Annotated in this window: 25 protein-coding genes; 8 read left to right on the top strand and 17 right to left on the bottom strand. The window is 65.6% G+C overall.

Features of this window, described 5'->3' with window-relative positions; all coding sequences use genetic code 11:
- The first annotated feature begins 67 nt into the window (after positions 1–67).
- Positions 68–868, top strand: a complete 801-nt coding sequence (locus tag H578_RS0100930) for a GAP family protein (protein ID WP_022871839.1) — start codon at positions 68–70, stop codon at positions 866–868.
- 219 nt (positions 869–1,087) lie between these two features.
- Here H578_RS0100930 and H578_RS0100935 read toward each other — a convergent pair whose 3' ends face one another.
- Positions 1,088–1,489 carry a DUF4260 family protein gene (locus H578_RS0100935; RefSeq protein ID WP_022871840.1) on the bottom strand — a complete coding sequence of 134 codons (402 nt, stop codon included), beginning with the start codon at positions 1,487–1,489 and terminating at the stop codon, positions 1,088–1,090.
- 168 nt (positions 1,490–1,657) lie between these two features.
- Here H578_RS0100935 and H578_RS0100940 point away from each other — a divergent pair, with 168 nt between their 5' ends.
- Positions 1,658–1,951 (top strand): hypothetical protein, encoded by a 294-nt coding sequence (locus H578_RS0100940; protein ID WP_022871841.1) that lies wholly within the window; start codon positions 1,658–1,660, stop codon positions 1,949–1,951.
- Positions 1,952–1,966: 15 nt separating this feature from the next.
- Here the strand turns inward: H578_RS0100940 and H578_RS0100945 are convergent, their stop codons facing one another.
- From H578_RS0100945 to H578_RS12295, 6 genes are all read right to left on the bottom strand, one after another.
- Positions 1,967–3,037 (bottom strand): variant leucine-rich repeat-containing protein, encoded by a 1,071-nt coding sequence (locus H578_RS0100945; protein ID WP_022871842.1) that lies wholly within the window; start codon positions 3,035–3,037, stop codon positions 1,967–1,969.
- Positions 3,038–3,104: 67 nt separating this feature from the next.
- Positions 3,105–3,695 (bottom strand): pyridoxal 5'-phosphate synthase glutaminase subunit PdxT, encoded by a 591-nt coding sequence (gene pdxT / locus H578_RS0100950; protein WP_211215170.1) that lies wholly within the window; start codon positions 3,693–3,695, stop codon positions 3,105–3,107.
- Entirely contained in the window at positions 3,689–4,600 is a 912-nt protein-coding gene (gene pdxS, locus H578_RS0100955) for a pyridoxal 5'-phosphate synthase lyase subunit PdxS (RefSeq protein WP_022871844.1), read from the bottom strand. The genes pdxT and pdxS overlap by 7 nt, the downstream gene beginning before the upstream one ends.
- A gap of 114 nt (positions 4,601–4,714) precedes the next feature.
- A complete protein-coding gene (locus tag H578_RS0100960) occupies positions 4,715–5,470 on the bottom strand; it encodes an SDR family NAD(P)-dependent oxidoreductase (protein ID WP_022871845.1) in 756 nt (251 codons plus the stop codon).
- An 18-nt stretch (positions 5,471–5,488) separates the two neighbouring features.
- A complete protein-coding gene (locus H578_RS0100965; RefSeq protein ID WP_028463804.1) occupies positions 5,489–6,295 on the bottom strand; it encodes a PspA/IM30 family protein in 807 nt (268 codons plus the stop codon).
- Between the two features lie 129 nt (positions 6,296–6,424).
- Positions 6,425–7,963 (bottom strand): coiled-coil domain-containing protein, encoded by a 1,539-nt coding sequence (locus tag H578_RS12295; RefSeq protein WP_022871847.1) that lies wholly within the window; start codon positions 7,961–7,963, stop codon positions 6,425–6,427.
- 60 nt (positions 7,964–8,023) lie between these two features.
- On the opposite strand from H578_RS12295, the gene H578_RS12305 reads away from it, so the two are divergent.
- Positions 8,024–9,784, top strand: a complete 1,761-nt coding sequence (locus tag H578_RS12305; protein WP_022871848.1) for a trypsin-like peptidase domain-containing protein — start codon at positions 8,024–8,026, stop codon at positions 9,782–9,784.
- Between the two features lie 11 nt (positions 9,785–9,795).
- The gene (locus H578_RS0100980) at positions 9,796–10,569 is read left to right on the top strand and encodes a PIG-L deacetylase family protein (protein ID WP_028463805.1); all 774 of its coding nucleotides are present in this window, start codon (positions 9,796–9,798) and stop codon (positions 10,567–10,569) included.
- Position 10,570: 1 nt separating this feature from the next.
- On the opposite strand, the gene H578_RS0100985 is transcribed toward H578_RS0100980, so the two are convergent.
- Genes H578_RS0100985 through H578_RS0100995 form a run of 3 tightly spaced genes read right to left on the bottom strand, consistent with a single transcriptional unit; the run spans position 10,571 to position 13,885 of the window.
- Positions 10,571–12,334, bottom strand: a complete 1,764-nt coding sequence (locus tag H578_RS0100985; protein ID WP_022871850.1) for an anti-sigma factor domain-containing protein — start codon at positions 12,332–12,334, stop codon at positions 10,571–10,573.
- 53 nt (positions 12,335–12,387) lie between these two features.
- Positions 12,388–12,861 carry a tRNA (cytidine(34)-2'-O)-methyltransferase gene (locus H578_RS0100990; RefSeq protein ID WP_022871851.1) on the bottom strand — a complete coding sequence of 158 codons (474 nt, stop codon included), beginning with the start codon at positions 12,859–12,861 and terminating at the stop codon, positions 12,388–12,390.
- A gap of 1 nt (position 12,862) precedes the next feature.
- The gene (locus tag H578_RS0100995) at positions 12,863–13,885 is read right to left on the bottom strand and encodes a J domain-containing protein (RefSeq protein WP_022871852.1); all 1,023 of its coding nucleotides are present in this window, start codon (positions 13,883–13,885) and stop codon (positions 12,863–12,865) included.
- A gap of 47 nt (positions 13,886–13,932) precedes the next feature.
- Between H578_RS0100995 and H578_RS0101000 the strand changes: the two genes are divergently transcribed.
- The gene (locus tag H578_RS0101000) at positions 13,933–15,126 is read left to right on the top strand and encodes a cysteine desulfurase family protein (protein WP_022871853.1); all 1,194 of its coding nucleotides are present in this window, start codon (positions 13,933–13,935) and stop codon (positions 15,124–15,126) included.
- Positions 15,127–15,161: 35 nt separating this feature from the next.
- Here H578_RS0101000 and H578_RS12310 read toward each other — a convergent pair whose 3' ends face one another.
- The 7 genes from H578_RS12310 to H578_RS16360 all read right to left on the bottom strand — a co-directional run bounded on the left by H578_RS12310 (position 15,162) and on the right by H578_RS16360 (position 22,118).
- The gene (locus H578_RS12310; RefSeq protein WP_022871854.1) at positions 15,162–15,545 is read right to left on the bottom strand and encodes a chorismate mutase; all 384 of its coding nucleotides are present in this window, start codon (positions 15,543–15,545) and stop codon (positions 15,162–15,164) included.
- Positions 15,546–15,663: 118 nt separating this feature from the next.
- Positions 15,664–16,794: a tRNA 2-thiouridine(34) synthase MnmA gene (mnmA, locus tag H578_RS0101010; protein WP_028463807.1), complete on the bottom strand. Its 1,131-nt coding sequence runs from the start codon at positions 16,792–16,794 to the stop codon at positions 15,664–15,666.
- A 63-nt stretch (positions 16,795–16,857) separates the two neighbouring features.
- Positions 16,858–18,156, bottom strand: a complete 1,299-nt coding sequence (locus tag H578_RS0101015) for a DUF58 domain-containing protein (protein ID WP_022871856.1) — start codon at positions 18,154–18,156, stop codon at positions 16,858–16,860.
- A 12-nt stretch (positions 18,157–18,168) separates the two neighbouring features.
- Positions 18,169–19,146, bottom strand: coding sequence for an AAA family ATPase (locus tag H578_RS0101020; protein WP_022871857.1), 978 nt, complete (start codon positions 19,144–19,146; stop codon positions 18,169–18,171).
- Complete coding sequence (locus H578_RS0101025) at positions 19,143–20,387, bottom strand: DUF4350 domain-containing protein (RefSeq protein WP_022871858.1); 1,245 nt, start codon at positions 20,385–20,387, stop codon at positions 19,143–19,145. The genes H578_RS0101020 and H578_RS0101025 overlap by 4 nt, the downstream gene beginning before the upstream one ends.
- On the bottom strand, positions 20,384–21,016 hold the full coding sequence (locus H578_RS15325) for a DUF4129 domain-containing protein (protein WP_022871859.1): 633 nt from the start codon (positions 21,014–21,016) through the stop codon (positions 20,384–20,386). The genes H578_RS0101025 and H578_RS15325 overlap by 4 nt, the downstream gene beginning before the upstream one ends.
- Positions 21,003–22,118, bottom strand: a complete 1,116-nt coding sequence (locus H578_RS16360) for a hypothetical protein (RefSeq protein ID WP_028463808.1) — start codon at positions 22,116–22,118, stop codon at positions 21,003–21,005. Before H578_RS16360 ends, H578_RS15325 begins: the two co-directional genes overlap by 14 nt.
- Positions 22,119–22,230: 112 nt before the next feature.
- Between H578_RS16360 and mtrA the strand changes: the two genes are divergently transcribed.
- The 3 genes from mtrA to H578_RS0101050 are packed head-to-tail and all read left to right on the top strand — an operon-like array spanning position 22,231 to position 26,371.
- Positions 22,231–22,914, top strand: a complete 684-nt coding sequence (mtrA, locus tag H578_RS0101040; protein WP_022871861.1) for an MtrAB system response regulator MtrA — start codon at positions 22,231–22,233, stop codon at positions 22,912–22,914.
- A 56-nt stretch (positions 22,915–22,970) separates the two neighbouring features.
- A complete protein-coding gene (gene mtrB / locus H578_RS12320; protein ID WP_022871862.1) occupies positions 22,971–24,620 on the top strand; it encodes an MtrAB system histidine kinase MtrB in 1,650 nt (549 codons plus the stop codon).
- Positions 24,620–26,371 (top strand): LpqB family beta-propeller domain-containing protein, encoded by a 1,752-nt coding sequence (locus tag H578_RS0101050; protein ID WP_022871863.1) that lies wholly within the window; start codon positions 24,620–24,622, stop codon positions 26,369–26,371. Before mtrB ends, H578_RS0101050 begins: the two co-directional genes overlap by 1 nt.
- Positions 26,372–26,379 lie beyond the last annotated feature (8 nt).

The raw sequence follows: 26,379 nt of genomic DNA on the forward strand, positions 1-26,379 counted from the left end.
GAATCGTCTGATGGTTTCCATCCTTTAGCCGATGCGCACACCTCGTGCAGGCGCCAGGATCGAGTCCATGACGGAACTGGACATCACCGCACTGCTCGGTGACGGCGCAGACGGTCCCTGGGCTCTGCTGGGAATCCTGGCAGTGCTGGCGTTGATCGACTCCACCAGCTTCGGGACCCTGCTGATCCCGGTGTGGCTGCTGATGGCGCCAGGCCGGCTGCGGGCGGCACGACTTGTGATGTATCTGGGTGTGGTCGCGGGAGCGTATGCGGTGATCGGCGTGGTGCTGCTGGCCGGACTGCTGCTCTATGGGGACCAGGTGCTCTCTTCGGTCAGCGCTGCACAACAGTCCCAGCCGTTCCTCATCGGTCAGGCTGCTCTGGCCGCAGTACTGATCTGGTACAGCATGCGGTTGGACCCCTGGACAGAGGCAGGCAAAGAGAAGAAACGTCGGCGCGAGGCAGCCCGGGGCACTGCGGACCGGGTGGGTCGGTTCCGCAACCGAGCTGTAGGTGAGGGCGCCCAAGGTGGTTTAGGGGCCCTGTTGGCGTTGGCTTTGGCGGCAGTGGGCCTGGAGATTGCCACACTGATTCCGTATCTGGCGGGCATCGGACTGGTCTCGACTGCTGCGCCGGAACTTCCCGGATCCGTGCTGATGATCTTGTTCTACTGCGCGGTGATGATCTCCCCGGCGCTGGTGTTGCTACTCGGCCGGGTGGTTGCTCACCGCCTGCTGGAGCGTCCTCTAGCCGCGCTGGAAAGCTTCTTGAGTCGGCACGCCAATGGCACTATTGCTCTGATTCTGTTCCTGCTGGGGCTCTTCCTGGGACTTAACGCCCTAGAGGGTCTGCAGGACCCCGGTCTCTGACCCCACCGGCTCTGCGAGCGCCCCTTCACCGCCGGCATCGAACCTCACATCACAACGCTGGACGCCATCCACCTCGCCGCAGCGAAACTCTCAGGCCTTCCGCTGACCATAGTCACGCACGACGCCACCATGAAAACCGTGGCCCAACACCTCGGCCTAACGACCTGTGACCCCCTGGCGCCTTAAGCGCTTGCCCACTCAGCTCTGACGAATGACCCGTCAGTGATGATCCCGGCCAATAGTGCCGAGGTGAGTGTGACGGAAGGGGCCCAGCTTCAGTCCGTAGCCCAGGGCACGGTCCACCGCCACGTGGAAAGCCCAGCATGCTGCCACCAGCGCCAGCCATCCGGCCTCGATCTCGACCAGCCGCAGCCCCGCCCAGATGGTCAGCAGCATCGCTGGTGCCGTGTAGTTGTGCACCAGGTTGTAACAGAAGGCCCCGGCCCGCTGGCCGAGCAGATACCCCAGTGCCGAGAGGTCAAACGCGAGGAATGCTGCGAACAGCACCCACCACAGCTCGCCTAAGGCGATGACTACCAGCAGGATCCCCACGGCGAGCGCCGTATTCTCGATCCGCTGCCAGATGAAGGCCTGGCGTTCCCCAAGGGGTTCTGTAGTCATGGGCGTGGGCCTTCCAATTCAGCGGAGTGTGTACCCCGTGACACTACGGACCTGACATCTTCACCGAATCCCCCTTGGGGATGATCTAGGACGCTGACCCACTGACAGGAGCTGTCCAGGCGGAATGCATAGGCTGGTCAGGACCGCGAGACAAGAGAGGAACTTGTCATGAGTCAGGACCCCGACCGCACCGAACCGGAGCCCGCCGAGGACGCCGGACTGCGTGAACCAGCTGCTGAACCCGGCCCGCAGAACTACCCGGAGACCCCTGCACAACCCACTGGGCCCGCAGGCCAGGCCTCCCATGATCCTGGCGTCGACGGGATGTCCACCCCGCCCGGACCAGCTGGCAATGCCCCAGCAGGCCGAGGTGCTAACACCTCATCCATCGTGGGGATCGTTGCCGTGGTGCTTGCTGCGATCCTCGGAATCGTGCTGCTGGTGAGCTTCTTCTTCGTGTGACACCAGCGGCTGCAGCTAATCCCAGCTGTAGAGGTCGTACTCCCCACGGGAGATGTGGAAACCATCCCCGTGTTCGGTCGACCAGCACTCGGTGCCGGTGAACTGTGACACACAGGCGAAGTCGCCTTCTGTGGCTGCTTCGTCATAGTCCAGCACTGTGCCCTGCTGACTGACCTCCGCCCCACAGGTCATCTCGGTGGCCCCGGAGGCATCCACATGCAGGGTCACCGGGTCATCGCAGCCATCCGGTCCATCGAAGTCATAGTCCTCGATGGTGCAGCTGACCGTGCCGCCGCCGAACTGGCAGTGAATATTGCCCGTGGGAGTGGAGAACCCACCGATCTGGCGGGCATCATCCGGGGCGGGGCGGGCCTCGCCGTCCTCCTCCTCGTCCTCAGGAGAGGGCTCGGGGGAATCTTCCGGCTGCTGGTCTTCTTCGGCCTCATCCTGGGGCTCTTCGACTTCCTCGGGTACCGGTGCCGGCTCGGGCTCGTCGTCACCGCCGCCGAGGAGCAGGAAATACACCGCGGCCAGCCCTGCGGCCAGCAGCAGCACAAGCATCAGGAGGATGACGCAGAATCCCGCTGCCCCGCCGCCGCGGCGCTCCGAGCGCTCTGGTTCGGTCTGCACCCACTGCTGCTGCGGATACTCGGCCACCGGAGGGGGTGCGGGGTAGTAGCCCTCATCAGCCGGCTGCTGCGGCGTGGGCTGGTGGGGGCCCGCCGAGTAGACCCGATCGAAGAAGTCCGAGGAGTCCTGCCCCTGCCGTACCGCGCCGAATTCCTGCTCCCGTTGTGCGGCCGAGAGCGGACGAGTGGGATTGTCGCCCGGGGGAGGCTGTGGGGGAATAAACGCGGTGGGCTCGTCGGTGTCACCGGTGCCGTGACGGCGTGCCAGTGCGGCATCAACCCGCGGATCTCCCTGCTTGGCCAGCCAGTCAAGCAGGCCCTGGTAGGTATTCGGGTTCTCCGCAATGAGCGGGCGCACCTCCGGGTGGTCCGCTGCCAGCAGGTAGAGCTCTCGCTGAGACGTGGCGGGGTCCGCCGCGCGGCGCCGGAGTTCGTCCTCGCTTGGTCCCTGAGTCATGGTTCCCCTATGGGTCGGTGCTGTGCCGAAGGCTTATCGGCACCACATCATGCCAGAGAAACGTCCCTCAGCGGGCAAGTTCGGTGAACAATTGGTGTAAACGAGCATCTCTGGTGAGCTCAGAGTGGAAGCTGGCGCCCAAGATCCGGCCCTGCCGGACGGCCACCGGATGCCCCGCCGCCTCGGCAAGTACCTCGACGCCGTCAAGGACCTCCTCGATGATCGGAGCTCGGATGAACACCGCCGGAAGCGGTTCGGCGAGTCCGGCGACGTCGAGATCCGTGGTGAAGGAATCCAGTTGGCTGCCATAGGCGTTCCGCCGCACAACGACATCGAGTCCGCCAATGCGGTCATACCCCTGAAGGGCCTCAGCGTCAGAGACGGTATTCGCGGTGAGGATGAGCCCGGCGCAGGTGCCGAAGAGGGCCATGCCTTCCTCGTGGCGGGCGCGAATCGCGGGCATCAGACCCACCGGTGCCGCTAGCCGGGCCATGGCGGTGGACTCCCCGCCGGGGATGACCAGCCCATCGAGACCCTCCAGCTCCGCAGGGCGGCGGACCGTACGGACCTGCGCCCCCACTGAGCGCAGTGACCGTTCGTGCTCGGCGACCGCGCCCTGCAGTGCGAGCACACCGATCTGTGGCGCGGCGGTCACCAGCCGCGTTCAGCCAGCCGGTGCGGAGCCGGCACATCAGCGACGTTGAGACCCACCATCGCCTCGCCGAGACCCCGCGAAACTTCAGCGATGACAGCTGGGTCGTCGTAATACGTCGTGGCCTTCACGATGGCCTCGGCACGTGCGGCCGGATTGCCAGACTTGAAGATGCCAGAGCCGACGAAAACGCCGTCAGCACCCATTTGCATCATCATCGCCGCATCGGCCGGCGTGGCTACTCCACCGGCAACGAACAGCACCACAGGCAGGCGGCCGTCCTTGGCGACCTGCTTGACCAGGTCATAGGGGGCCTGCAGTTCCTTGGCCGCCACATAGAGTTCGTCCTCATTGAGCGCGCTCAGACGAGCGATCTCCGCATTGATGGTGCGGATGTGCTTCATCGCCTCGGAGACATCGCCGGTACCGGCCTCACCCTTGGAGCGAATCATGGAGGCGCCTTCGGTGATCCGCCGCAGCGCTTCACCCAGGTTCGTGGCCCCGCACACAAACGGCACTTTGAACTTCGACTTGTCGATGTGGTGGACATAATCAGCCGGGGAGAGGACCTCGGACTCGTCGATGTAGTCCACTTTCAGGTGCTCGAGCACCTGTGCCTCCACGAAGTGGCCGATCCGGGCCTTGGCCATCACGGGAATAGAGACGGCATCGATGATTCCGGCGATCAAATCCGGGTCGCTCATCCGGGCGACACCTCCGGTGGCCCGGATATCAGCGGGAACGCGCTCAAGTGCCATGACTGCCACCGCACCGGCCTGCTCAGCGATCTTCGCCTGGTCGGGGGTCACCACGTCCATGATGACCCCGCCCTTGAGCATGTGGGCCAGGCCGGTGTTGACTGCCGTGGCACCGGTTTCCGGGGTGCCGTTGGAGTGCTGGGTCGTGGTCACAGGTGGAGTCTCCTCGTTGCAAATGCGTTGGGTACAGATAATGGGGAGCTGAACAGTTCAGCTCCCCATTATCTCAGATTTCCGGCGGGGGCTACAGGCCCGCTGGAAGGCGGATCACACTGCGGTGTAACCGCCATCAACCAGGTGGTAAGACCCGGTGATGAAAGAGGCCTCATCCGAGAGCAGGAACCGGGTCAGGGAAGCAACTTCTTCCGAGGTCCCCAGCCTGCCCAGCGGGTGCTTGGTCTTCAGCACCTCGATGGTCTGCTCGTCCAGGTTGTTCTCCAGCAGCGGGGTCCAGATGTAACCAGGGCCGATGGAGTTGATGCGCAGCCCCTGCGCGCCGTACTCCGCCGCTGCGTTCTTGGTCAGCCCCACCACTCCGTGTTTGGATGCGGTGTAGGCTCCGTTGCCGGGGGCGGCCACCGAGCCGTGGATGGAGGCCATGTTGACAATGGCGCTTTCGGAGGCACCGGCCTGCAGCATGGCCGGGATCTGATACCGCATTCCGTAGAGCACGCCGTTGAGGTTGATGTTGATAACCCGCAGCCAGTCGTCTAAGTCCACTTCCCCGGCGGGGGCCGGGTTGCCGCCGATACCGGCGTTGTTCACCGCATAGTTCAGCTTGCCGTAGGTCTCCACGGCGAAATTCACGGCACCTTCGTTACCCTCCGGAGTGGAGCTGTCCGCCACGAAGGACGCCGCCTCACCACCGGCGGCAGTGATCTCCTCGACCACATGCTGAGCCGAATCAGCGGAAATGTCTGAAACGACCACTTTGGCTCCGCGAGAAGCGAGATCCTTGGCGCAGGCGGCACCGATGCCGGATCCGGCACCGGTGATGAGGGCTACTCGTCCTTCAAATGACACGACAGTCTCCTTTGACTTTCAACTTTTATCTTTTTCGGTTTCTAGGTTGGCGAAGTCAGCCTCAGTTACTCCGGAGGAGGACTCGCTCCCGGTGCCAATGGCTGCAGGCTCGGAGGCCCCGCCACGCAGGGCAGCCAGCCGGGCTTCGACCTCAGCCTGTTCGCCGAGGTCCTCAAGCTGCTCGAACTGAGAGTCCAGGGAGGAGGCGGCCAGTTCGTTCTGTCCCCGGACCCGGGCCTCCTCCCGGCGGATCTTCTCCTCAAAGCGACCCACCTCCGAGGTGGGGTCCATGATGTCAATGGCTTTGACGGCGTCGTGCACCTGAGACTGGGCGTGAGCCGCCTTGGAGCGGGCCACTAGCTCATCCCGTTTGGAGATCAGTTGCTGACGCTTGGTCTTCATCTGCTCCAAACCGGTGCGCAGCCGCTCGACGATCTCCCGCTGGGACTGAATGGTTGGCTCAGCGTTCTTCGCGGAGTTCTCCGCATCGATCTGACGCTGAATGGCAACCTTGGCGAGATTGTCGAATTTCTGAGCATCCTGCTCATGACCCTCGGCCCGGAACTCATCGGCCTTGCGGGATGCCGCCAGTGCCTTCTGCCCCCAGGAACGGGCGGTGTCCAGATCCTCTTTGTAGTCGTCCTCCATCATCCGCAGATTGCCGATGGTTTGGGCGACTGCCTCTTCTGCTTCACGGATGTTGTTGGTGAAGTCCCGGATCATCTGATCCAGCATCTTCTCCGGGTCTTCGGCACGGTCCAGCATCGCGTTGACATTGGCGCGAATCAACTGGGACATCCGTCCGAAAATGGACTGCTTCGTCACGGTGATCACCTTTCCTTACAGGGGCGTCGACGGCGTACGGACGATCACCCCTCCGATACTAGTCACTGAGGTGGACATCGCATCAGTCCCTAGGGGGAGATTTCCTCCTGCTGTGACAGCATGCACGGATTAGAACCGCCGTCCGCGGTGTGCCATCCGGCCCATCCGCATGCCGGTACGGGCGGCCCGACCCATGCCGTAGCCACCGGGACGGCGCCCATAGCCATACCCGTATCCCATCCCACCGAAGCCACCACCGGTGCCGTAGTGGCCACCGCCGATGACGACCTGCCCACCGTGCGCCAGATTGCCCTCGGCGATTTCCCGCTGGGCGATCTGGGCCGCCTGGGCGGCCAACTGACCGGCCTGCTGGGCGTAGTCCAGGGCACGGGCAGGTTCACCCTCTGCCCGCTCGTGGGCCTCGGCCAGGCAGCGTTGCGCCTCGGCCATCCGGGTCCGGGCGGTGGCGGAGATCCCGTACCGGCGGGCTCGCAGATAGTCGGCAGCGGATTCGACCTGATTGCGGGCGGAGACGAGCTCGTGGTCGAGCACCTCCCGGGCGCGGCGGTCCTTGGCCTGCTGATCCCGGATGGCGTTCAGCGGTTCGTCCAACTCCCGGTGGGCGATCTCCAGAGAATGCAGCACGCGTAAGGGGTCGATGCGTTCCTGGGTCTGCAGGACATCGCGCACCTGGGCGACGGCCTGCTCGGCCGCGGCGATCGGGCCGGCCAACTCCTCCCGATGGGTACCGGTGCGCAGCGCCTTGGCTTGGGCGATGTCCTGCTCGGTCTGGGTGATCCCGATCTCGATGTTCTTCCGTGCCTGGGCCAGCCGGTCTTCGGTCTGCTCCATGGACTCCACCAGCCGCTGGACATCGGCGGCGGCCTGCTCCCCGGAATGCAGCGCCACCACCGCCGCGGCAGTATCGCCGGCCTGCACCGCCTCGGCGGCACGACGATGTTCCTGCTCAGCGGATTCAAGGGCCCGCTGAGATTGGGTGAGATTGTCCCGATACTGGGCGAGGGCGTCGTCGTCGTACTTCTGCGCCATGGTCTCCAGCGCGTCCTCAGCGGTACGACGACGCCGGCTGAACTCATCGATCCGGGTCTGCAACTGTTCCAGGGCCGGAGTGGGATCCCGCTCCAGGCTGCGCAGCCCCTCGAATTCCTCCTGATGCGCAGTCAGCGTCTGATCGAGTTGCTCACAGTGGTGGATGATGCGCTTGTAGAGATCACGGATCTCATCCTGTTGGTCTTGTGGGGTCTGGTCAGCCTGTTGCTGGAGGGAAAACGACTGGCGCAGGTGGCGTGTGGCTTCTTCGAGATCCTGCTGGAAGGGTTTGATCCGCTCCTCACCGTAGGAGGCCTGGGCGAAGAGCAACTCCTGCTCCGAGGAGGAGACCGCATTATCTGCGGCCACGAGAACCGAACCGGCCCGCAGACGCAGCTCATCGGTGCTCAGCTCATCCAGCGGATCCCGTTCCGCCTCGGGCTGTTGGGCGGCTTCCACCTGCTGCCGCTGCCAGCCGGCGCGGATCCGTGCTGAGCGTCGCTGGCCTCCGGCGAGCCAGACTGCCCCGGCCCCTACGAGGGCGAGCACCGCCGCAGCGATGATGAGCGGGCCCACGATCGAGGCCCCCAGCAAGAGCACAGCCACCTCTGGCACCATGGTGCGAGTCTAATACGCAGTACCCGTCCCTCACGCCGAGCAAGGAGCTTCAAGGACGTCATGGCACAGGACGATAACGGCGAGCAGCACCGGCACGATCACGACGACGCCACCCGCCCCCTTCCCCCGCACCAGCAGCAGCCTCAGCAGCCCGAACGGGGTCAGCCGCAGACCGGAGATGAGCCGCCGCGCCAGCCGGAGCAGCACCGGCCTGAGCCGCGTCAGCCCCAGCCCGGGGAACCGACCCCGGGGTGGGGTAGCCGACCGCCGGTACCGCCGTCGTTCCCCGGGGCCGGCTCCCAGCCGGGTCAGTACCGTCCCGGCGGGGACTCCCATCAGCCGCAGCGGCCAGGGCAGTATTCCCAGCCTGGTTCCCACCGTTCCCCATCCGCCCACCCGGCTGGACCCTCGTTGTCAGCTGGGCAGTCACCATTCGCTCAGCCTGGGGCAGGCGGCCACTCCGGTGGGGGGTACGGCGGGACTCCGCAGCCTTCTCCACAGCCCGACCGGCAACCCAATCAGTGGACCAACCCTCCGGAACCGGCGCAGCGGCAGCGTCGGCGCGGTGTCGGCATCGGGGTGTTGCTGGTGTGCATGGTGCTTGCTGGACTGCTCGGCGGGGGTGTGGCTGCCGGTGCCCTGACCCTGGCCAACTGGGCCACCGGGCCGCAGGCGGGGGAGGTGGAGGAGACCATCGATGAGCCCGGCGACGGGGTGGAAGTCAACGACCCGGACAGCGCGACAGTGGTCACCGCTGCGGCCGCAGAGGCCTCGCCGTCGGTGGTGACTCTGGCCGTGGGCGCTGAGGACGGCGCCGGTTCAGGCTCGGGCATCATCCTGGATGAGGAGGGGCACGTGCTGACCAATACTCACGTGGTGACCCTCGGTGGAGCCACCGCTGAACCAGAGATCTACGCCCGCCTGGCCGATGGCCGGACCTCCTCGGCTCAGATCGTGGGCCTGGACCCGCTCAGTGACCTGGCGGTCATCCGACTCGATGACGCCGAAGACCTCACCCCGGCCGAACTGGGCAGTTCCTCCGACCTCAATGTGGGGGACCGGGCGATCGCCATCGGCTCCCCCTTAGGTCTCTCCGGCACTGTGACCGACGGGATCATCTCCACCCTGGACCGGACCATCCAGGTGGCCTCTGCCGCCGTGGAGGATGAACCCGGCATCGAACAGCCCGAAGAGGACGACGGCGGGGAAGGCTTCGAGTTCTACTTCCCCGACCAGGAGGAAACCCCGCAGACCCAGGGGCAGATCTACCTCAACGTCATTCAGACTGATGCCGCCATCAACCAGGGCAACTCCGGTGGGGCGCTGGTCGACTCCGAAGGCCGGGTGATCGGCGTCAACGTGGCCATCGCCTCCACCGGGGGCATGTTCGGTGAAGGAGCCGGCAACATCGGGGTGGGGTTCTCCATCCCGATCGACTACGCGCAGCGGGTCGCCCAGGAGCTCATCGAACACGGGGAGGCCAGCCACGGACTACTCGGGGTCACCGCCACCACGGCGACCCCCGACCCGGAGCTCAATGAGGAGATCCTCGAGGCTTTCCTCAATGAGGACCCCGATGTGCCCATGCCTGAAGGATTCCCCGCCGGGGCCCTGGTCACCCAGGTCTCCGATGAGGCCCCCGCGGCGGAGGGCGGGATTCAGCCCGGAGACGTCATTACCGAGGTGGAAGGCCGCCATGTGGAGGACCAGATCGCACTGACTGCGATCATCCGTGAGTACGCCGCCGGAGAGACTGTCACCATCACCGTGCAGCGGGATGGCGAGGAGTACTCCACCGAGGTCACCCTCAGCGGGATGTGATGAGAGCCCCGGTGACACGGCACGCCCCGGTCAGAGAGTCCACCCCGGCAGAGCTCATCGACCAGCTCGGTATCCGACGGGTGCTGGCATTCGCTGCCCATCCCGACGACGTCGACTTCGGCGCCTCCGCCACCCTGGCCGCTCTCAGCGACCACGGTGTGGAGGTCACCCTCTGCTTGCTCACCGCCGGGGACGCGGGAGGCTTCGATCCTGCCCGCTCCCCGGAGGAGACCGCGCGAATCCGAGCTGAGGAGCAGCGAGCCGCCGCTGAGGTCGTGGGGATCTCCGAGGTGGTGCTGCTCACCGAGCGGGACGGGTTCGTCGCCCCGACCTATGAGCTGATCGGTGAGGTGGTGCGGCAGATGCGCAGGGTGCGCCCCGACGTCGTGCTCTCATCCCACCCAGAACGGGCCTGGGACCGGCTGCAGAAGTCCCACCCCGACCACCTCGCCTGCGGGGAGGCTGTGGTGCGCGCCGCCTACCCGGCAGTGGAGAACCCCTTCGCCTACCCGGAGCTGACCGGCCAGGGGCTCGAGGCGTTCAAAGTCCGGCACCTGTTGCTCATGGGCGCGCCCGCCGAGCGGGTGAACCTCACCGTGGATGTTGGCGGCTTCGAACAACGCAAGCTTGAGGCCCTGGATCGGCATTTCACGCAGCACCGCGACGCCGAACGGATGCGCGGATTCGTCCTGGACCAGTTGCGCACCACGCACGCCTCAGGCGGATACGCCGAGGCGTTTCACCATGTGGTGGTCAATGACGAGGACACCATCTCCGGCTTCTGAGTCAGGCGTCGTCGGGATCCTCGGGGAGCCCTTCTTGTAACGGCAGGTCAGCTACGGATTCGCCGGTGGGACGTTCCTCACCGCGGATCTGCTCCACGGTGACCTGCAGGTACTGGTACTGGGCGATGTTGTGGATATCCACGCCCTCTTCTTCGAGCTCTTCGGGTGTGAAATTCCCCAGGGAGGAGGGGAGGGAATCGTCCACAGGCAGCAGCCACAGCTGGTAGGTGGCGTTTTCGTTCTCCAGATCCGGCACATCGCTGAACTCCACGAAGGCGACGTCCTCTTCGGCGGAGATGACCGCGTGGATCTCACCGCCCTCATGCATGGGGTGCCCTTCGATGACCACGGCGTTCTCATCCGCCTCGGCAATGGCCTGGGTGTCCTGCCCGCGGCTGATGCCCCAGATGACCACCGCGCCGATGGCAACGACGGCCAGGAACCCGGCCACCAGCATCCATCGTTTGGCCTTGGGCTTCTGCCGTTCGGTCTCCTCGGTCTCGGCACCGAAGCTTTCGACCATGCTCATACCAACTTCCTGCTGGCTCTCGGCGACCGTGCCGAGGATTTCATCGAGCAGGCCCGAAGGCGGGGGCACCGGGTGGGCGGCGAAGATCTCAGCGAGGGTACGGCGGGCCGCTAAGACGCGGGTATCCCACTGCTGGGCCTGGTCGGCAGAGGCCGTCAGCGCGGCTTCCTCCAATAAGGCGCGTTCGCGGTCATCGATGGCGTCCAAGGCGTAGAGCTCAGCCAGCTCGGTGAGGAGTCCCTTGTCCAGGTCCGCTGCAATCTCCGGGGTGAAGTTGCGGTTGACTCCGCTGCCGCGGGTGACGTCATCCTTAGTCACCGCCGCCCGCAGGATCGGATCGGGCTCGGCTTCACGTTCGGTCCGGGCCGCGTGCAGCCGGGCCATGGCATCGCGCAACCGGGACTTCACCGACGGGATCGCAGCACCGACGGTCTCAGCCACCTGCTGGTGAGTCTGACCGGTCAGGTACGTCAGGGCCAGTGCCTGGACCTGCGAGTCAGACAGGGGGATGAGATCTTCGATGACCTCTTCGGGCAGACCGGCCACCCCGCCGCCCTGATTCTGCGGAACAGGGGAGAGCGGGATGGGCTCGGCGAGGCCTTCGCGGAAGCGTTCGACGACGATCCGATGGACTAAGGGAACCAACCATTCCAGCACGAGCTCGTACTCATTGGGTCGGTAGCTGGCATCTTCACCGGCAGTCTGATCCGCAGCCGAGGGGTCCGCTGGGGAGGCATCCTGCGCCTGGGTGGTCTGCGGGCCCGGACCGGCGAACTCATCAGTGAGCAGCTGGGAGGTTTGGGTCTGCACGCGCAGGTCCCGGGCTCGGGCATCGGCCTGGTCCCACAGGTGCTGGTAGACCGCTGTGGTGGCAGCAGCGGCACCTTCGGCGGTGGCGTGCATCAGCAGGGTCAGCCCATAGACGACATCCGAGGTCGCCTCGTAGAACGCGGAGAAGCTCGCCGAGTGGCCACGGGCGGTGCCGGTGAGCAGATCCGCCAGGGTGGGGTTCTCCGGCAGCGCGGCGAGGTCCGGGGCTTCACCCTCAGCCTCATCGTCTTCTGTTTCTGTAGGTTCGGTGCTGTCCGGGTCGCCGGCGACGTCATCGGCCTCGGGGTACTCCCCGGATGCGTGCTGTAAGTCAGCATGCTCCCAGCCAGTCGCCTCCGGCTCTACGGGCTCGGGGGCGTCGTCGGGGGAGTCCTCAGGGTGGCGTCCGCCGGCGGGGGTCGTCATAGGCTCGAGTCTACTGATCGGCCGTGGTGCAACGGGGGAACCGCTGCGGCCTGTCACGCTGCACCGTGGAAGTCCTGTTGCCGCCAGGCCTCGTAGACGGCAACCGAGACCGCGTTAGCCAGGTTGAGGCTACGCCGAGCTGGCAACATCGGGATACGCACCTGCTCGGTGATCCGAGGGTCGTTTTTGACGGTGTCATCCAGCCCGGTGGACTCCCGCCCGAAGAGCAGCACATCACCGTCGGCATAGCTGATCTCGGTGTGGGTGCGGCTGCCCTCAGCGGTGAACGCGAAGATACGCTGAGGCCGCAGGTGAGTATAGGCGGCCTCCAGGCTGGTGTGTTCGGTCATCACCGCCAGGTCGTGGTAGTCGAGTCCAGCGCGTTTGAGCCGGGCGTCGGAAAACTCGAAGAGCGTCGGTCCGGCGATGTGCAGCCGGAAACCGGCTACTGCCGCCAGGCGGATGATGTTACCGGTATTGCCGGGGATCTCCGGCTGGTCGAGCACCACGTGCAGGTTCAGGCTCATCTCAGCTGGCCTCCGGTGCGGCGAGCTGGGTACGCAGAGCGGCCATGAGATGCCGGTCGACCAGGTTGGCCCGCTCAGAACTGCTCAGGGCGTTAGCGATATGCCCCACAGCCCGCCCGGCGGCCAGCGGCGGGTCGGCGTAGCGCCCCTGCCCCTGGGTCTCCACCACGGGGTGGAACAGGTCACCATCTGCGGCATGGAGGATGAGCTGGGAACTGACCTTCACACCCGCACCAGCGGGGGATCCTTCTGGCAGCAACCCCGCCAATGTGGTGCGGAGCTTGGCGGCCTGAGCGGCGAGATTCGGCGGGGTGATGCGCCGGCCGGCCACCCGCAGGGCCCGTCCGTCCCAGGCCGCTGCGGTGGCGGGGACTTCCAAGGCGGCCACCACGACCAGCGAGGTCCCTGCGATGACCACATGCTCAGCGCGTTCGCCCCCCTTGGGGTGCTGCAACCGACCTTTGCGGTCACGCCCCGGGGGACCGAGATGAACGTCGTTGAACAGCCGGGCAGCCGGAAGCTGCTCGAGCAGATGCCGTTGCAGCAGTTCCACGGTCCGTGTGTGCAGCCGCTGGCTTCGGCCTGCGCCGAAGAGCCCGCTGCGCCGGAACTCGCCGTGGACTTTCTGGCTGGTCAGGGTCAGCGACAGCGGCTGCGGTTCAGACAACGGGGGCTGGTAGACCGGTGGCTGGTCAGCTGCTGCGGAGCGGCGCTGCTTGCGATCACCGGTGCGTGGGGCCGGCCGGCGGGTGGCGGTACTGCGCGAGTAGGTAAAACCTGAGCCTTCCTCCGTGGGAGCTGAGGGCGACTCCTCAGAGGTGCCGCTGCGGCGTCGTCGGTCGTATTCAGCCCGGGTGCTCTCCTCGCCGAGGACTTCCCAGGCGGCTTGGACGTGGTGGAACTCCTCGGCCGAACCGCCATGGTCGGGGTGAGTCTGGCGGGCACGACGCCGGTAGGCAGCGCGAAGGGTCGCAGCATCGGCATCGGCGGGCACACCGAGGATGGCGTAGAGGTCATCACTCATCAGAGGCCCCAGCTTACCGAGACATCCCCGGCGTAGAATCGCCTGCCGTGAGCACACGCTACTTTGACCACGCCGCCACCACCCCAGTGAAACCCACAGCAGTGCGCGTCCTCACTGAGCAGATGCCGGCGATGGCTAATCCTTCGTCGCTGCACAGCGCGGGACGGCGGGCCCGCTTGGCGGTGGATTCGGCCCGTGAACAGGTGGCCACCAGTGTGGGGGCACACCCCTCGGAGGTGATCTTCACCTCAGGGGGAACTGAGGCAGACAATCTAGCGGTCAAAGGGCTGTATTGGCAGCGCCGGGCCGAGGACCCCGCTCGGCGTCACGTGCTGCTGCCGGGGATTGAGCACCATGCGGTCTTGGACACGGCCGAGTGGCTCGAGGCCCACGAGGGTGCGGAACTCATCATCATTCCGGTCAATGCCGACGGCGTGGTGGATACGGTGGCCTTCCACCAGTTGCTCCAGCAGTATGCGGCCACCACCGCGCTGGTGACGGTGATGTGGGCCAATAATGAGACCGGCGCGGTCCAACCGGTGGCTGAGATCGCTGCGCAGTGCACCGCCGCAGGTGTGCCTTTCCACACCGATGCGGTGCAGGCCTTCGGGGCCCTTGAGGTGGACTTCGCTGCCTCGGGGGCCTCCACGATGGCGATCAGTGGACACAAGATCGGCGCACCGGTGGGGATCGGTGCACTGCTGGTCCGTCGGGATGTGAAGCTGACCCCCACCCAGCACGGCGGTGGACAGGAGCGCGATATCCGCTCCGGGACCCTGGATGTGGCGGGGATCTGCGCTTTTGCTGCGGTAGCTGAGGAAGTGATCGCCCAGCGGGAGGAAGAATCCGCCCGACTGGCGCGGCTGCGCAATGAGCTGCTGGAGGCCGTCGACGGGCTGGAGGGTGTGCACCTGCGGGGACCCGACCCGCGGGTCACCCCGGAACAGCGACTGCCGAATAACCTGCACATCACCGTCGATGGTGCTGAAGGTGATTCGCTGTTGTTCATGTTGGATATGGCCGGCTTCGACACCGCGACCGGCTCAGCGTGTACCGCGGGGGTGCCGCGGCCTTCTCACGTACTGCTGGCCATGGGGCTCTCTGAGGCGCAGGCCCGCGGGGCGCAGCGATTCAGCCTGGGATGGACCACCACCGACGACGACGTCGCCGCCCTGGCTGAAGCGCTTCCAGGAGTCATTGCCCAGGCCCGCTCAGCCGGTCTAGCCGCCGACCGACGCTGAGCGCCTGGCGCTATGGCTGTCACTCTTGAAGCGGGTTAGTCTTTCGAGGCCCAGTCGAAGGGCGCATTCGGGTCCCGGGGTTCAGCGGAGGTGGAGTCATTGATCGCCTGGTGGTGGCGAATCACCTCTTCGATGATGAAATTGAGGAACTTCTCGGCGAACTCGGGGTCCAGCTGGGCCTCCTCGGCGAGACGCTTCAACCGGGCGATCTGGTTCTTCTCCCGCTGGGGATCCGCCGGCGGCAGCTTGTGCTTGGCTTTGAGAACCCCCACCCGCTGGGTGGCTTTGAACCGTTCAGCCAGCAGATGCACCAAAGCGGCGTCAATGTTGTCGATGCTTGAACGCATAGACAACAGTTCATCGAGGATCTCAGGGTCTACGTAGTTCGCCGCCTCACCGGCCCGCGGGTCCGTGCTCATGGGACGAGTCTAGAGTCTTGCGGGCTGGTTCGGACAGCATGTCACCGGTGGAGTCATCATGGCCTCGGAGGCTTCTGGCTCCTCGGCGCGATGCGGTGACGCGCCGGTTATGCGCCGGTTATGCGGGCTGGTAGTGCCGTGAGCGGGCGGTGTCGATGGTGGCCTGGCCCAGTACGCGGGTGCCCTGATACATCACCGCGGTCTGTCCCGGGGCGACCCCCTGGAGAGGTTCCTCCAACTCGACAACCAGACGGGCGTCGTCGTGCTCAGTGTGGTCCTTCTGCACCCGGGCGCGGGCCGGAACGGGGTCGGCGTGCGCCCGGATCTGCAAGTCGATGCCGAACCACTCACCTGTAGCTTCTTCGGCGACGGGTGCCCCGGCCCAAGACAACCGGATCCCGGTGATGTCATCAACCGCTAAGAGTTCGCGTGGACCCGCCACCACAGTGTTCTCCTTGGGGCGGATTTCCAACACGAATCGGGGCTTACCATCTGCGGCCGGGCGACCCAGCTTCAGCCCGCGGCGCTGCCCCACTGTGTAGGCCTGAGCTCCGTCATGTTCACCCAGCTGTTCACCGTCGGGGCCCACGATCGGCCCGGATTCCATCTCGATCTGTTCGGCCAACCAGCCGCGGGTGTCCCCGTCGGGGATGAAACAGATGTCATGAGAGTCAGGTTTTTGCGCCACGGAAAGACCCCGCTCAGCGGCCTCAGCGCGCACCAGATCCTTCGAGGGCGTATCCCCTAAGGGGAAGTAGCAATGGGCGAGCTGCTCGGCGGTGAGCACCCCGAGCACATAGGACTGGTCCTTTGTCCAGGTGGCCGCCCGGTGCAACTCGCGTCCACCGGGCCCGTCGATGATCTTGGCGTAGTGACCGGTGGCCACGGCATCGAACCCCAGACTGATCGCCTTATCCAACAGGGCTTCGAATTTGATCTTCTCGTTGCAGCGCATACACGGGTTCGGTGTGCGGCCGGCGGCGTACTCACTGATGAAATCGTCGACGACGTCGGCTTTGAATCGCTCCGAAAAATCCCACACGTAGAACGGGATGCCCAGCTTCTCACAGGCCCGCCACGCGTCTGAGGAATCCTCAATAGTGCAGCAGCCCCGGGAACCAGTCCGCAGGGTTCCGGGCATGCGGGACAGCGCCAGATGCACCCCGACCACATCGTGACCGGCGTCCACGGCGCGTGCTGCGGCGACGGCGGAATCCACTCCGCCGGACATAGCTGCTAAGACTTTCACAGTGCTACCAGCGTACGCGGCAGCGCTGATATTCCGCCAGGGACGTCTCGCGGCAGGGGATGCCTAGAGGCGGCCCAAGGCCTTGAGGTGGATGTAGGCGTCAGCCAGTGCGGCCGGTAACTGGTGGGGTCCCGCTTCGACGACCTCTACGCCCACGGTGGCCAGTTCAGCCTTCAGCACCGCCGATTCCAGCAGCGAACGTTCGGCCGCTGCTGCGGAGTACACCTCACCGACCGTGCTGCGGGCCCGGGCCAACTGTTCCAGGTGTGGATCCTGTACGGAGGCCAGCAGGACGGTGTGCCGGCTGGTCAGTGCCGGCAGCACCGGCAGCAGTCCTTCCAGGACTGAAGCCGACTCCAAGGAGGTCAGCAGCACTACCAGGCTGCGCTGCGAGGTGATCCGGCTGAGTTCAGTCGGCAGTCGAGAGAAATCGGCCTCCACCAGGGCGGGCTCCACGGCGGTGAGCCGCTCACCGAGCAAGTGGGTGAAGTCCCCTTTCTCTGCGGAGGAGACCCGTGCAACGGTGTGGCGATGGAAGGCGAGGAAGTCCGTTCTGTCCCCGGCCGAAGCGGCCAAGGAACCCAGCAGCAGGGCGGCCTCGATCCCGGTCTCTAAGCGAGGCTCGCCGTCGTCGTCGTCACCAATCCGCGCCGCCGAGGTGCGCGAAGCGTCCAGGCAGAGGATGACCCGCCGGTCGCGTTCTGGTCGCCAAGTACGGACCACCAGGTGCTGACGCCGGGCAGTGCCGCGCCAGTCAATGGAGCGGGCGTCATCGCCGTGGACGTAGTCCCGCAGGGAGTCGAATTCCGTCCCCGCACCCCGGGTCTGTACCGCGGAGGCGCCATCGAGTTCCCGTAGCCGTTGTTTCTTCGACGGCAGATGCTTGCGGGAACGGAACGGTGGCATGACCCGCTGGGTGTGTTCCACCCGATGGGTGACCTGCCGTCCGGCAACCCCCAGGACTCCCAGGCTGCGGACGCTCAGATGTGCGCTGCGCAGGGCACCACGGCGGCGAGGTGTGAGCTGGACTTCGATGCGCTGGGCTGACGCTGGCCGGATGCGCACCGGCTGTAGCGGATTCGCGGCACCGGCTGAAGGCTGCCACCCGTCCCGGACGGTACCCCGCAGCGTGCGGGATCCCAGATTGTGCACCACAGAGGCCACAGTGGTGGTGGTCTCCAGGCGCACCGGACGGGTCGGCTCCCGTTCGATCCGCACTCGCCGCGGGGACGCAGCGGTGAGCAGATCGACGACGACGAGAACCACCACCAGCCCCGCCCACCAGCCGATGAGCTCAGGGGCGAGTACCACACCGGCGGCAAGCACCAGCGCCACCCACAGCAGCCGCCAGGTCAGCACCATTGCAGCAGCGCCTCAGCGGGGGACCGGTGTGGAGGCCAGCACCCCGGTGAGGACATCATCCGGGCTGACTCCGTCCATGGCGGCCTCGGCGGTCAGCGAGACGCGGTGGCGCAGCACCGGCAGGGCCAGGGCCTTGACGTCATCGGGGGTGACGAAGTCCCGTCCGGTCAGCCAGGCCCAGGCCTTGGCCGCGTTGAGCAGTGCCGTGGCTCCACGCGGGGATGCCCCCAGCTGGAAGCTAGGGGACTGGCGGGTGGCCCGGGCTAAGTCCACGATGTAGCCGGCCACCTCATCGGAAAGAGTCACCGTGGACACTGCGTGACGGGCCGCGATGATGTCCTCAGCTGTGGCCACCGCTGAGACCCCCGCCGCAGCAAGGTCGGAAGGATTGAACCCCTCGGCGTGCCGGCGGATCACTTCGATCTCGTCGTCGCGTTCGGGCAGATCCAGGTTGACCTTGACCAGGAAACGGTCCAACTGGGCTTCCGGCAGAGGGTAGGTGCCCTCGTACTCCACCGGGTTCTGCGTGGCGGCGACGAGGAACGGGTCGGGCAGCTTCCGGCCCAGCCCGTCCACGCTGACCTGACGTTCCTCCATCGCCTCCAGTAGCGAGGCCTGGGTCTTCGGTGGAGTGCGGTTGACCTCATCGGCCAGCAACAAGTTGGTGAACACCGGGCCCTCCCGGAAGGCGAAGTCCGAGGTGTGGGAGTCATACACCAGCGAGCCGGTGACATCCCCGGGCATCAGATCCGGGGTGAACTGCACCCGCTTGGCCTGCAGGCTCAATGAGGCCGAGACTGCCCGCACCAGCAAGGTCTTGGCGACCCCGGGGACTCCTTCTAGAAGCACATGCCCGCGTACCAGCAAGGCGATGACAATACTGGAGACCGCACTGTCTTGGCCGACGACGGCTTTGCCCACCTCATCGCGGACGGCGGAGAGTTTCTCCCGTAGCTCATCGGCTGCCGGTGCGGGGTGTTCGTCCGTCACTGGTGTTCCTCCCGGTTGCGGTCTGTGCTGGTCATGCCGGCGCCGGTGACGCTGCGCCGGAGATCTTCTTCAAGCTCCTGCAGCCTGCGAGCATACGACACGAGCTCTGCGTTGGTCCTGACACGCGGTGTGGAAAGCAGTTGGCTCAGCTGGTGCCGGTCGGTGCCGGTCTGCCGGTGTGCCGCCTCGATGACCGCTTCAGGGTCAGGCCGTTGGCCGAGTCGGAGGATCCCGGCCACACGCAGCACAGTGGCGCTGCGCAGGGTTCGGGCGGCAGTGTCACTGGCGTTGGCGTGCTGGTAGAGCCGGCCGCGACCCAGCGCCACTTCCCCGGAGGGCACCTGCACCGGCAGGGGCTCAGTCACCACCGGGCCCGTTCTGCGGCCCGCCACCAGACAGGCGATCAGACCACAGGCCAGTAACCACCAGCCCAGCGGCACCATCCAGTCGGAGAGCAACTCCACCGGGTCAGCCCAGGCTTGATCCTCGACGACGTCGCCAGGGGTGGGGGAGTACCAGATGATCTCCTCAGTGCCTCCGGTGGTGAGAAGATTCAACGCCAGGGAGGCGTTGCCTGCGGAGGTGATGTGCCGGTTCGTGAAGGCCTCCGGCGCACTGAAGACAGTGCCCGCCTCCGTGGAGACCAACGGGTAACTGTCCCCGCCGACGGGGAAGCATCCGGACTCGGCGATGAGTGTCTCCCCGGGGGCCTGGAGGGTCTGCGCCGCGGCCCCGGAGTCCAACTGGCAGTCATCGGCCTGCAGAGTCATCGCAGTCCCTGCCGCACCTTCGGGGATGGAGTAGCCCGGTTCAACGTCGTCGAGTAGCCCTGCGAGCAGTTCCGCTTCTGGCGAGATCCAGATGACCTCCCGGTCGGTCTGCGCCAGGTGATCGAGGAAATCCGGTTCCGGCTCCCAGGGGTCGATCATGATGACCACCGTGGCGTCGTCGTGCTCTTCGGTCAGCTGGCGAGCCTGCTCAGCGGAGGCCGTACGGTGCAGGGTGACCCCCTCATCCTGGAGTACTTCGGCCAGGGCCGCGTACCCGGAGAGATCCGTGTTGCCCAGACCGTAGCGTTCGGCCTCGCTGTCATCGAGCAGGTGCATCGCCACAGCGGTGACCAGGCACACCACTGCCAACGCGAACCAGAAGGAACCCCGGCGCAGGGCCGAGCGGCCCATATCCGCTGCACTTGTCGCTGTGGGGGTGTGCTGTTCAACAGTGGCGGTGCTGGTGCTCATCGCGGTGCCACCAGCCTCGCAGTGCCGGTGGTGGTCTCGTGTGTCGGCGGAGTCTGGGTCAGCTGTTCGTCGAGTAAACAGATATCGGTGTAGTCCTGTTCACTCAGGGCACCGCCGCCGTAGAGGGAGAGATTGAACAGGTCCGCGCAACGGCGCAGCTCGGTTGCGTGCCCAGTGAACTGCCGCCCCAAGGCCAGGGCGATTTCGGTGGCGGTCCCGCCGGCTTGAGTCCGCAGCACCCCGCGCTCCTCTGCCGCCCGGGTCAGTGCCCGGAACATGTCCCGGAAGGCCTCGTCCGTTTCACCGGCGGCAGCGTGTCGGCCTGCTCGTTGCCGCAGTGCTGCTGAGGTGATGTCCCGTTCGATGCGCACCGGATCCTCGGCGCGCCGGGCACGTTGCAACCGCGGACGCACAATGAGCAGACAGGCCACCAACGCGGCAACGAGCAGCAGCAGGATAATGACCGGTCCGAAGGGGACATCCACCGGGCCGGTGCCGGTGACCTGGCCATCCAACCAGGAGAGGAACCGGTCGATGGCTTCTCGGATCGGTCCGGTGAACTCCCGCTGGTAGCGGGGATCCTCCAGCTCGTCTTCGAGCAATCGGCGGGCGGGATCAGGTGCGTACACGCTGACCTCCAGCGAAGGGGGCGGCAGGCACAGCGGCCTGTGGGGAACGTGCCTCGGAGAAATACGCGGCGGTGTGCTGCGGAGACCCGGGTACCAGGTCACCGGCATCATCACTGGAGTAGGGCTTATCCGCAGCGGCTTCCAGCACGGTATCCAAGGCTTCCTGACGGAACCGGGCGTTGAGATAGAGCACGGAGATCACCACACCCATCAGCGCCAGGATCAGCGCGGTGAGCACACTATCGGTCAGTTGCACGCCGATCAGCAGCGAGGTGGTCAGCCAGGTGGCGTCCTCCGGGAGTCCATCGACCGTTCCGGCACTGATCCCGAGCAGTGCCCCCAGCGGCAACATGGTGGCGAGCATCACGATGAGCCCAACCACGAACAACACGCCCACGGCCACCATATGTTTTACCCACAGGCCCTTATTCAGCTGGAACGACCGGCCCACTGCGGTAATGGCGTCCCGACCTTCGACCACAATCACCACCGGGGCGTGCATCAGCGCCACAGTGGTCCACAACAGCCCCAGCAGCATGGCGGGTACCACCACAAAGACCCCCACCAGCAGGGTGAACGCCACGATGAGCGCAGCGATGAGCATCACCACGGAGAACACGGTTGAGAGCACCACGAGTACTAACACCACGTGCAACACCAGCCACCCGAGCCGCTTACGAGTGATCTGTAGGGTCTGCCACGGCCCGGTACCCAACCCGTAGACCGCACGCAGGGTAGCCACCGGGATCAGCGCTGCCGCAACGTAGAGCAAGACCCAGCTGAGGAAACTCGTCACCGACATCAGCAGCAGCACCCACAGGTCGGAGAACGCCGCCAAGGCGACTTCATCGTCTTCGAAGGCTGCCGGCTGGGTGTACAACCGCAGGAAAGTATCCGTCGGGGCAATCAGCATCAACCCGGTGGTGAGCACAAAGTTGACCGCCGAGGCGATCACCGGCAGACCGATCACCGCTCGCGGAGCGTGGCGCAGCACCGCCAAGGCCGAGGAGAAAACCTCATCCTGGTTCATTGGGCGTAGCGGGAAGACCGAACCGGCACGTGAGGGCGCCGGTGCAGCAGCCCCGCTGACACGGCTGTCCATCGGCTTGCCCTCCATACACCCTTGACGTTGGCCCGCGCCCACCTTACCGCTCTCATATATCCTGGGCATTCAGTACAGAGTGCGGCCCGCCGAGGAAGGATCTCCCCCACCGATGAAAGCCAGGATTCTGGTTGTTGACGATGACGAGGCCCTCGCCGAGATGATCGGCATCGTGCTGCGCAACGACGGCTTCGAGCCGACGTTCTGCGCCACCGGCGACGGCGCCCTGGAGGCATTCCGTGCCTCCGACCCGGACCTGGTGCTGCTGGATCTGATGCTGCCGGGTAAAGACGGCATTGAAGTGTGCCGCGAGATCCGTGAGGAAGCCGATACCCCGGTCATCATGCTCACCGCCAAGTCGGATACCGCCGACGTCGTCCGGGGACTCGAAGCAGGCGCCGATGACTATGTGCCCAAGCCCTTCAAGCCCGCTGAACTGGTGGCCCGCGTCCGGGCCCGCCTGCGGCCCAGCGACACCTCCGGCAAACAGGACTCCGGCACCCTGACCATCGGGGATCTGACCATCGACGTCGCCGGTCATGAAGTCCGCCGTGGCGACACCAAGATTCCGCTGACCCCCCTGGAATTCGATCTGCTGACCACCTTGGCGAAGAAGCCAGCCCAGGTCTGGCAGCGCGAACAGCTCCTTGAGGAGGTCTGGGGGTACCGTCACCAGGCCGACACCCGGCTGGTCAATGTCCACGTCCAGCGCCTGCGCTCCAAAGTTGAACGCGACCCCGAAAACCCGGAGATCGTCCAGACGGTCCGCGGTGTGGGGTATAAGGCCGGAGGATAGGAGCGCCGACCATTCCGGCAGACGACAAACAGCGGAAGGGCTTCCAACTCCACCGAGTGTGGTCCCGTTCGCTGATGTTCCGGGCGGTGTTCTTCACCGGCCTGCTCACCGTGCTCGGCACCGGGTTGATCTCCTATTTCCTGGTCACCCAGGTCACCAGCGGGCTGTACCAAGAACGCTTCGACCAGGTGGAGATCGAGGCCACCAGCGGGCTCTCCCAGGGCCGCCAGGAGCTGCAGAACATCCCGTCCGGTGAACGTTCGGAGGTGGAGGCCGCCGTGCGTGAGCAGATGCAGCAGATCGCCGAAGGCGGCAACCCCCAGGAACGTGACGAGCTGTTGGTGCCCCTAGAGGACGGCGACAATATCTTCATCACCGATCGGGGTGGCCGGTTCATCGAAGACACCGACGAGGTCCTCAGTGATGAGCTGCTCGAGGCGGTGCGCTCGGGCTCAGGGCAGTACTACCAGCCGGTGAGTTTTACGAACGCCCAGGGCGACGTCGTCCCCGGTGTGGTCTTCGGAGTGCGGGTCTCCACCCTGCCGCCGGGGTATAACTATGGGCTGTTCTTCGTCTATGACTTCTCCTCGGTGCAGGACAACGTCGACTTCGTGTTCCAAGCGTTCCTGGTCGCCTCGGCGGTCATCTTGTTGATGAACATCCTCATCGCCGCCTGGGTCACCCGGACCGTGGTCCGGCCGGTCTCCCAGGCCGCTGAAGTCTCCGAACGCATTGCCGACGGTCAGCTCGACCAGCGTCTGGCCGTCGTCGGGGAGGATGAGATCGCCCGGCTGGGCCAGTCCTTCAACCGGATGGCCTCCACCCTCCAGGATCAGATCACCCAGTTGGCCAATCTGTCGAAGATGCAACAGCGGTTCGTCTCCGATGTCTCCCACGAGCTGCGCACCCCGCTGAGCACGGTTCGCATCGCCGCCGATGTGCTCCACGAGTCCAAGGACGACTTCGACCCGGTCAGCCAACGCTCCGCAGAGATCCTCCACCACCAGGTGGAACGGTTCCAGGCGTTGCTCTCTGACCTGCTGGAGATGTCCCGGTTCGACGCCGGCGCCGCCGAACTGGCCTTAAGCGAGGTCGACCTGCTGGAACTGTCCAAAGAGGTGCTGGCCACCGCCAAACCCTTAGCCGACCGCAACGGCACCCCGCTGTACTTGGTTGTCCAGGGTCAAGCGGACCAACCAGGCGGGTTCACCGCGGAGGTGGACCGCCGGCGCATCGACCGGATTCTGCGTAACCTGGTCAATAACGCCATCGAACACTCCGAATCCCGACCTGTCGACGTCGTCATCGCTTCCAGTCCCACAGCGATCGCGATCGCGGTGCGTGACCACGGGGTGGGGATGGATCCGGCGGAGGTCGCCCACGTCTTCGACCGGTTCTGGCGCGCTGATCCGGCCAGGGCGCGGACCACCGGCGGTTCTGGGCTGGGGCTGTCCATCGCCACCGAGGACACCCGCCTGCACTCCGGCAGCCTGGACGCTTGGGGACAGAAGGGCCAGGGGGCCTGCTTCCGTGTGGTGTTGCCGCGGCGGCAGGCTGAGCCCTACCGGGCCTCCCCGCTGGCGTTGCCGCCCACGTATAACCCTGAAGACCGGCAGTCGATCACCGAGGACGATCTGCTGCCCGGCCACGAGGTCGCCTACGATCGTGTGCACGAACAGGCGCTCTACCGGAAGGAGAGCAGCTGATGACTCGAGGAACCGGCCTGGCCGCTGCCGCCGCCTGCGCTGCGGTGTTGTTAACCGCCTGCGCACCCAGCGTGCCCGATGACGGTCCCGTGGGGGTCTCCGAGGTTCAGCCCGAGGAGGAATACACCTACGTGGCCAACCCTGATCCGCCCCAGCCGGGAGCCGAACCGGAGGAGATCATCCAGGGCTTCCTCGCCGCTGGGGTCGGGGTCCAAGACGATTACGCCGTGGCCCGCGAATACCTCACCGACGAGGCCTCTCAGGCGTGGGTGCCGGAGCAGACCACCTGGATCCACACTCAGGAACCGGAGATCACCGCCCGAGGCGAGGACGCCTTCGATATGTCTGTGGTCGTCGACTCCCGGGTTGACGAATCCGGCACAATGACCCGACCGGAGGCTGTAGAGAGCTTCGTTTTCGAACTTGAGCAGCAGGACGGTCAGTGGAGGATCGCCACCCCACCCGAGGGCACAGTACTCAGTGAGGACGCGTTCAATAACGCCTACCAGGACCTCACGTTGTACTTCTTCGACCCGGAGCTGCGTTACGCAGTGCCAGATGCCCGGTGGTTCGTCAACCAGCCGGGGCTGCCGGCCGAGATCGTCAACGAACTGGTCGCCGGCCCTGCCCAGTGGCTCTCCGAGGCGGTGGTCTCCGCGTTCCCCGAGGACCCTGAGCTCACCGTCTCCACCGATGTTGACACCGAGACCCAGACCGCCCAAGTGGACCTGGACCCGGTGATGGCTAGTGGGCTCGACGACGCCGAATTGCTCCTCATCGAAGAGCAGCTCACCTTGGTGCTCACCCAGTTGCAGGGGGTCACCAGTGTGGAGATCACCGCCGGGTCTGTAGAACTAGACATCCCAGACGAGGATGAGGTACCTACCGAGGACCGTCCGGACATCGAAGTCAATCCGGTGACCTCGGACACCCAAGTGGGCATCCTCGAGGGTGAACTCGCCCGGCAGCAGGGCACCACGACCTTCGCCGCCGAAGGGGTACCTGAACTCAATGAGTACAACCCGCGTCTGCCGGCCACCCCGGCGGCCGCCGAGGGGGAGGTCTTCGCCTTCGTGGGGGACAACGAGGACGGCGAGGAAGCGCTCTTCCACGTCAGGCCCGAAGACGAGGCCCCCGATGAGGTCGTCGAAGCCCCCGGTATGACCCGCCCCTCGATGGATAACTTCGGGTGGACCTGGGTTGCCGCGGATAACGGCGACGACCAGGTCATCCATGCGGTGCCCTATGACGACTCCGCCGGTTCGGCCACCCAAGTCAGTGCCGAATGGCTCGAAGGCCGCACAGTCACCTCGATGCGGATCGCCCAGGACGGAACCCGGGCAGCCCTGGTGGTCGATGACGCCGGGGAGCGAATGGTCGTCATCGCGCCGGTGATCCGGAACTCAGAAGGAGTCCCGCGGCTGCTCGGACCGCCTCTGCTGCTGGAGGACAGCGGCTCCATGGACGAGGTGCGCTGGTCGGAGAACGACGCCGTCATCACCTGGCAGCGCCAAGACCCCGATGAGCCGGTGGAAGTGATGAGCATCCGAGAGATCCAACTCTCTGGAGAAATTGAGGAATACACCTCGGTGGCCGGACTGCTCAACGTTTCCGCCGGCGAAGGGCAGGACGCCATCTACGCGGAGAACCCCGATTCGGCTTATTACCAACTCATCGGGGACAGCTGGCAGCCCAATGCCAATGTCGATGACCACCAGATCGAGATCCGCGACTACGCCTACCCGGGGTGATGTCCATC

The organism is Nesterenkonia alba DSM 19423 (assembly GCF_000421745.1).
In the GTDB taxonomy this organism is placed as follows: domain Bacteria; phylum Actinomycetota; class Actinomycetes; order Actinomycetales; family Micrococcaceae; genus Nesterenkonia; species Nesterenkonia alba.

Coding starts and splice junctions, on each gene's coding strand:
- H578_RS0100930 (WP_022871839.1), top strand. CDS start 68: ATGACGGAACTGGACATCACCGCACTGCTCGGTGACGGCGCAGACGGT.
- H578_RS0100935 (WP_022871840.1), bottom strand. CDS start 1,489: ATGACTACAGAACCCCTTGGGGAACGCCAGGCCTTCATCTGGCAGCGG.
- H578_RS0100940 (WP_022871841.1), top strand. CDS start 1,658: ATGAGTCAGGACCCCGACCGCACCGAACCGGAGCCCGCCGAGGACGCC.
- H578_RS0100945 (WP_022871842.1), bottom strand. CDS start 3,037: ATGACTCAGGGACCAAGCGAGGACGAACTCCGGCGCCGCGCGGCGGAC.
- H578_RS12295 (WP_022871847.1), bottom strand. CDS start 7,963: ATGGTGCCAGAGGTGGCTGTGCTCTTGCTGGGGGCCTCGATCGTGGGC.
- H578_RS12305 (WP_022871848.1), top strand. CDS start 8,024: ATGGCACAGGACGATAACGGCGAGCAGCACCGGCACGATCACGACGAC.
- H578_RS0100985 (WP_022871850.1), bottom strand. CDS start 12,334: ATGACGACCCCCGCCGGCGGACGCCACCCTGAGGACTCCCCCGACGAC.
- H578_RS0100990 (WP_022871851.1), bottom strand. CDS start 12,861: ATGAGCCTGAACCTGCACGTGGTGCTCGACCAGCCGGAGATCCCCGGC.
- H578_RS0100995 (WP_022871852.1), bottom strand. CDS start 13,885: ATGAGTGATGACCTCTACGCCATCCTCGGTGTGCCCGCCGATGCCGAT.
- H578_RS12310 (WP_022871854.1), bottom strand. CDS start 15,545: ATGAGCACGGACCCGCGGGCCGGTGAGGCGGCGAACTACGTAGACCCT.
- H578_RS0101015 (WP_022871856.1), bottom strand. CDS start 18,156: ATGGTGCTGACCTGGCGGCTGCTGTGGGTGGCGCTGGTGCTTGCCGCC.
- H578_RS0101025 (WP_022871858.1), bottom strand. CDS start 20,387: ATGAGCACCAGCACCGCCACTGTTGAACAGCACACCCCCACAGCGACA.
- H578_RS16360 (WP_028463808.1), bottom strand. CDS start 22,118: ATGGACAGCCGTGTCAGCGGGGCTGCTGCACCGGCGCCCTCACGTGCC.
- mtrA (WP_022871861.1), top strand. CDS start 22,231: ATGAAAGCCAGGATTCTGGTTGTTGACGATGACGAGGCCCTCGCCGAG.
- H578_RS0101050 (WP_022871863.1), top strand. CDS start 24,620: ATGACTCGAGGAACCGGCCTGGCCGCTGCCGCCGCCTGCGCTGCGGTG.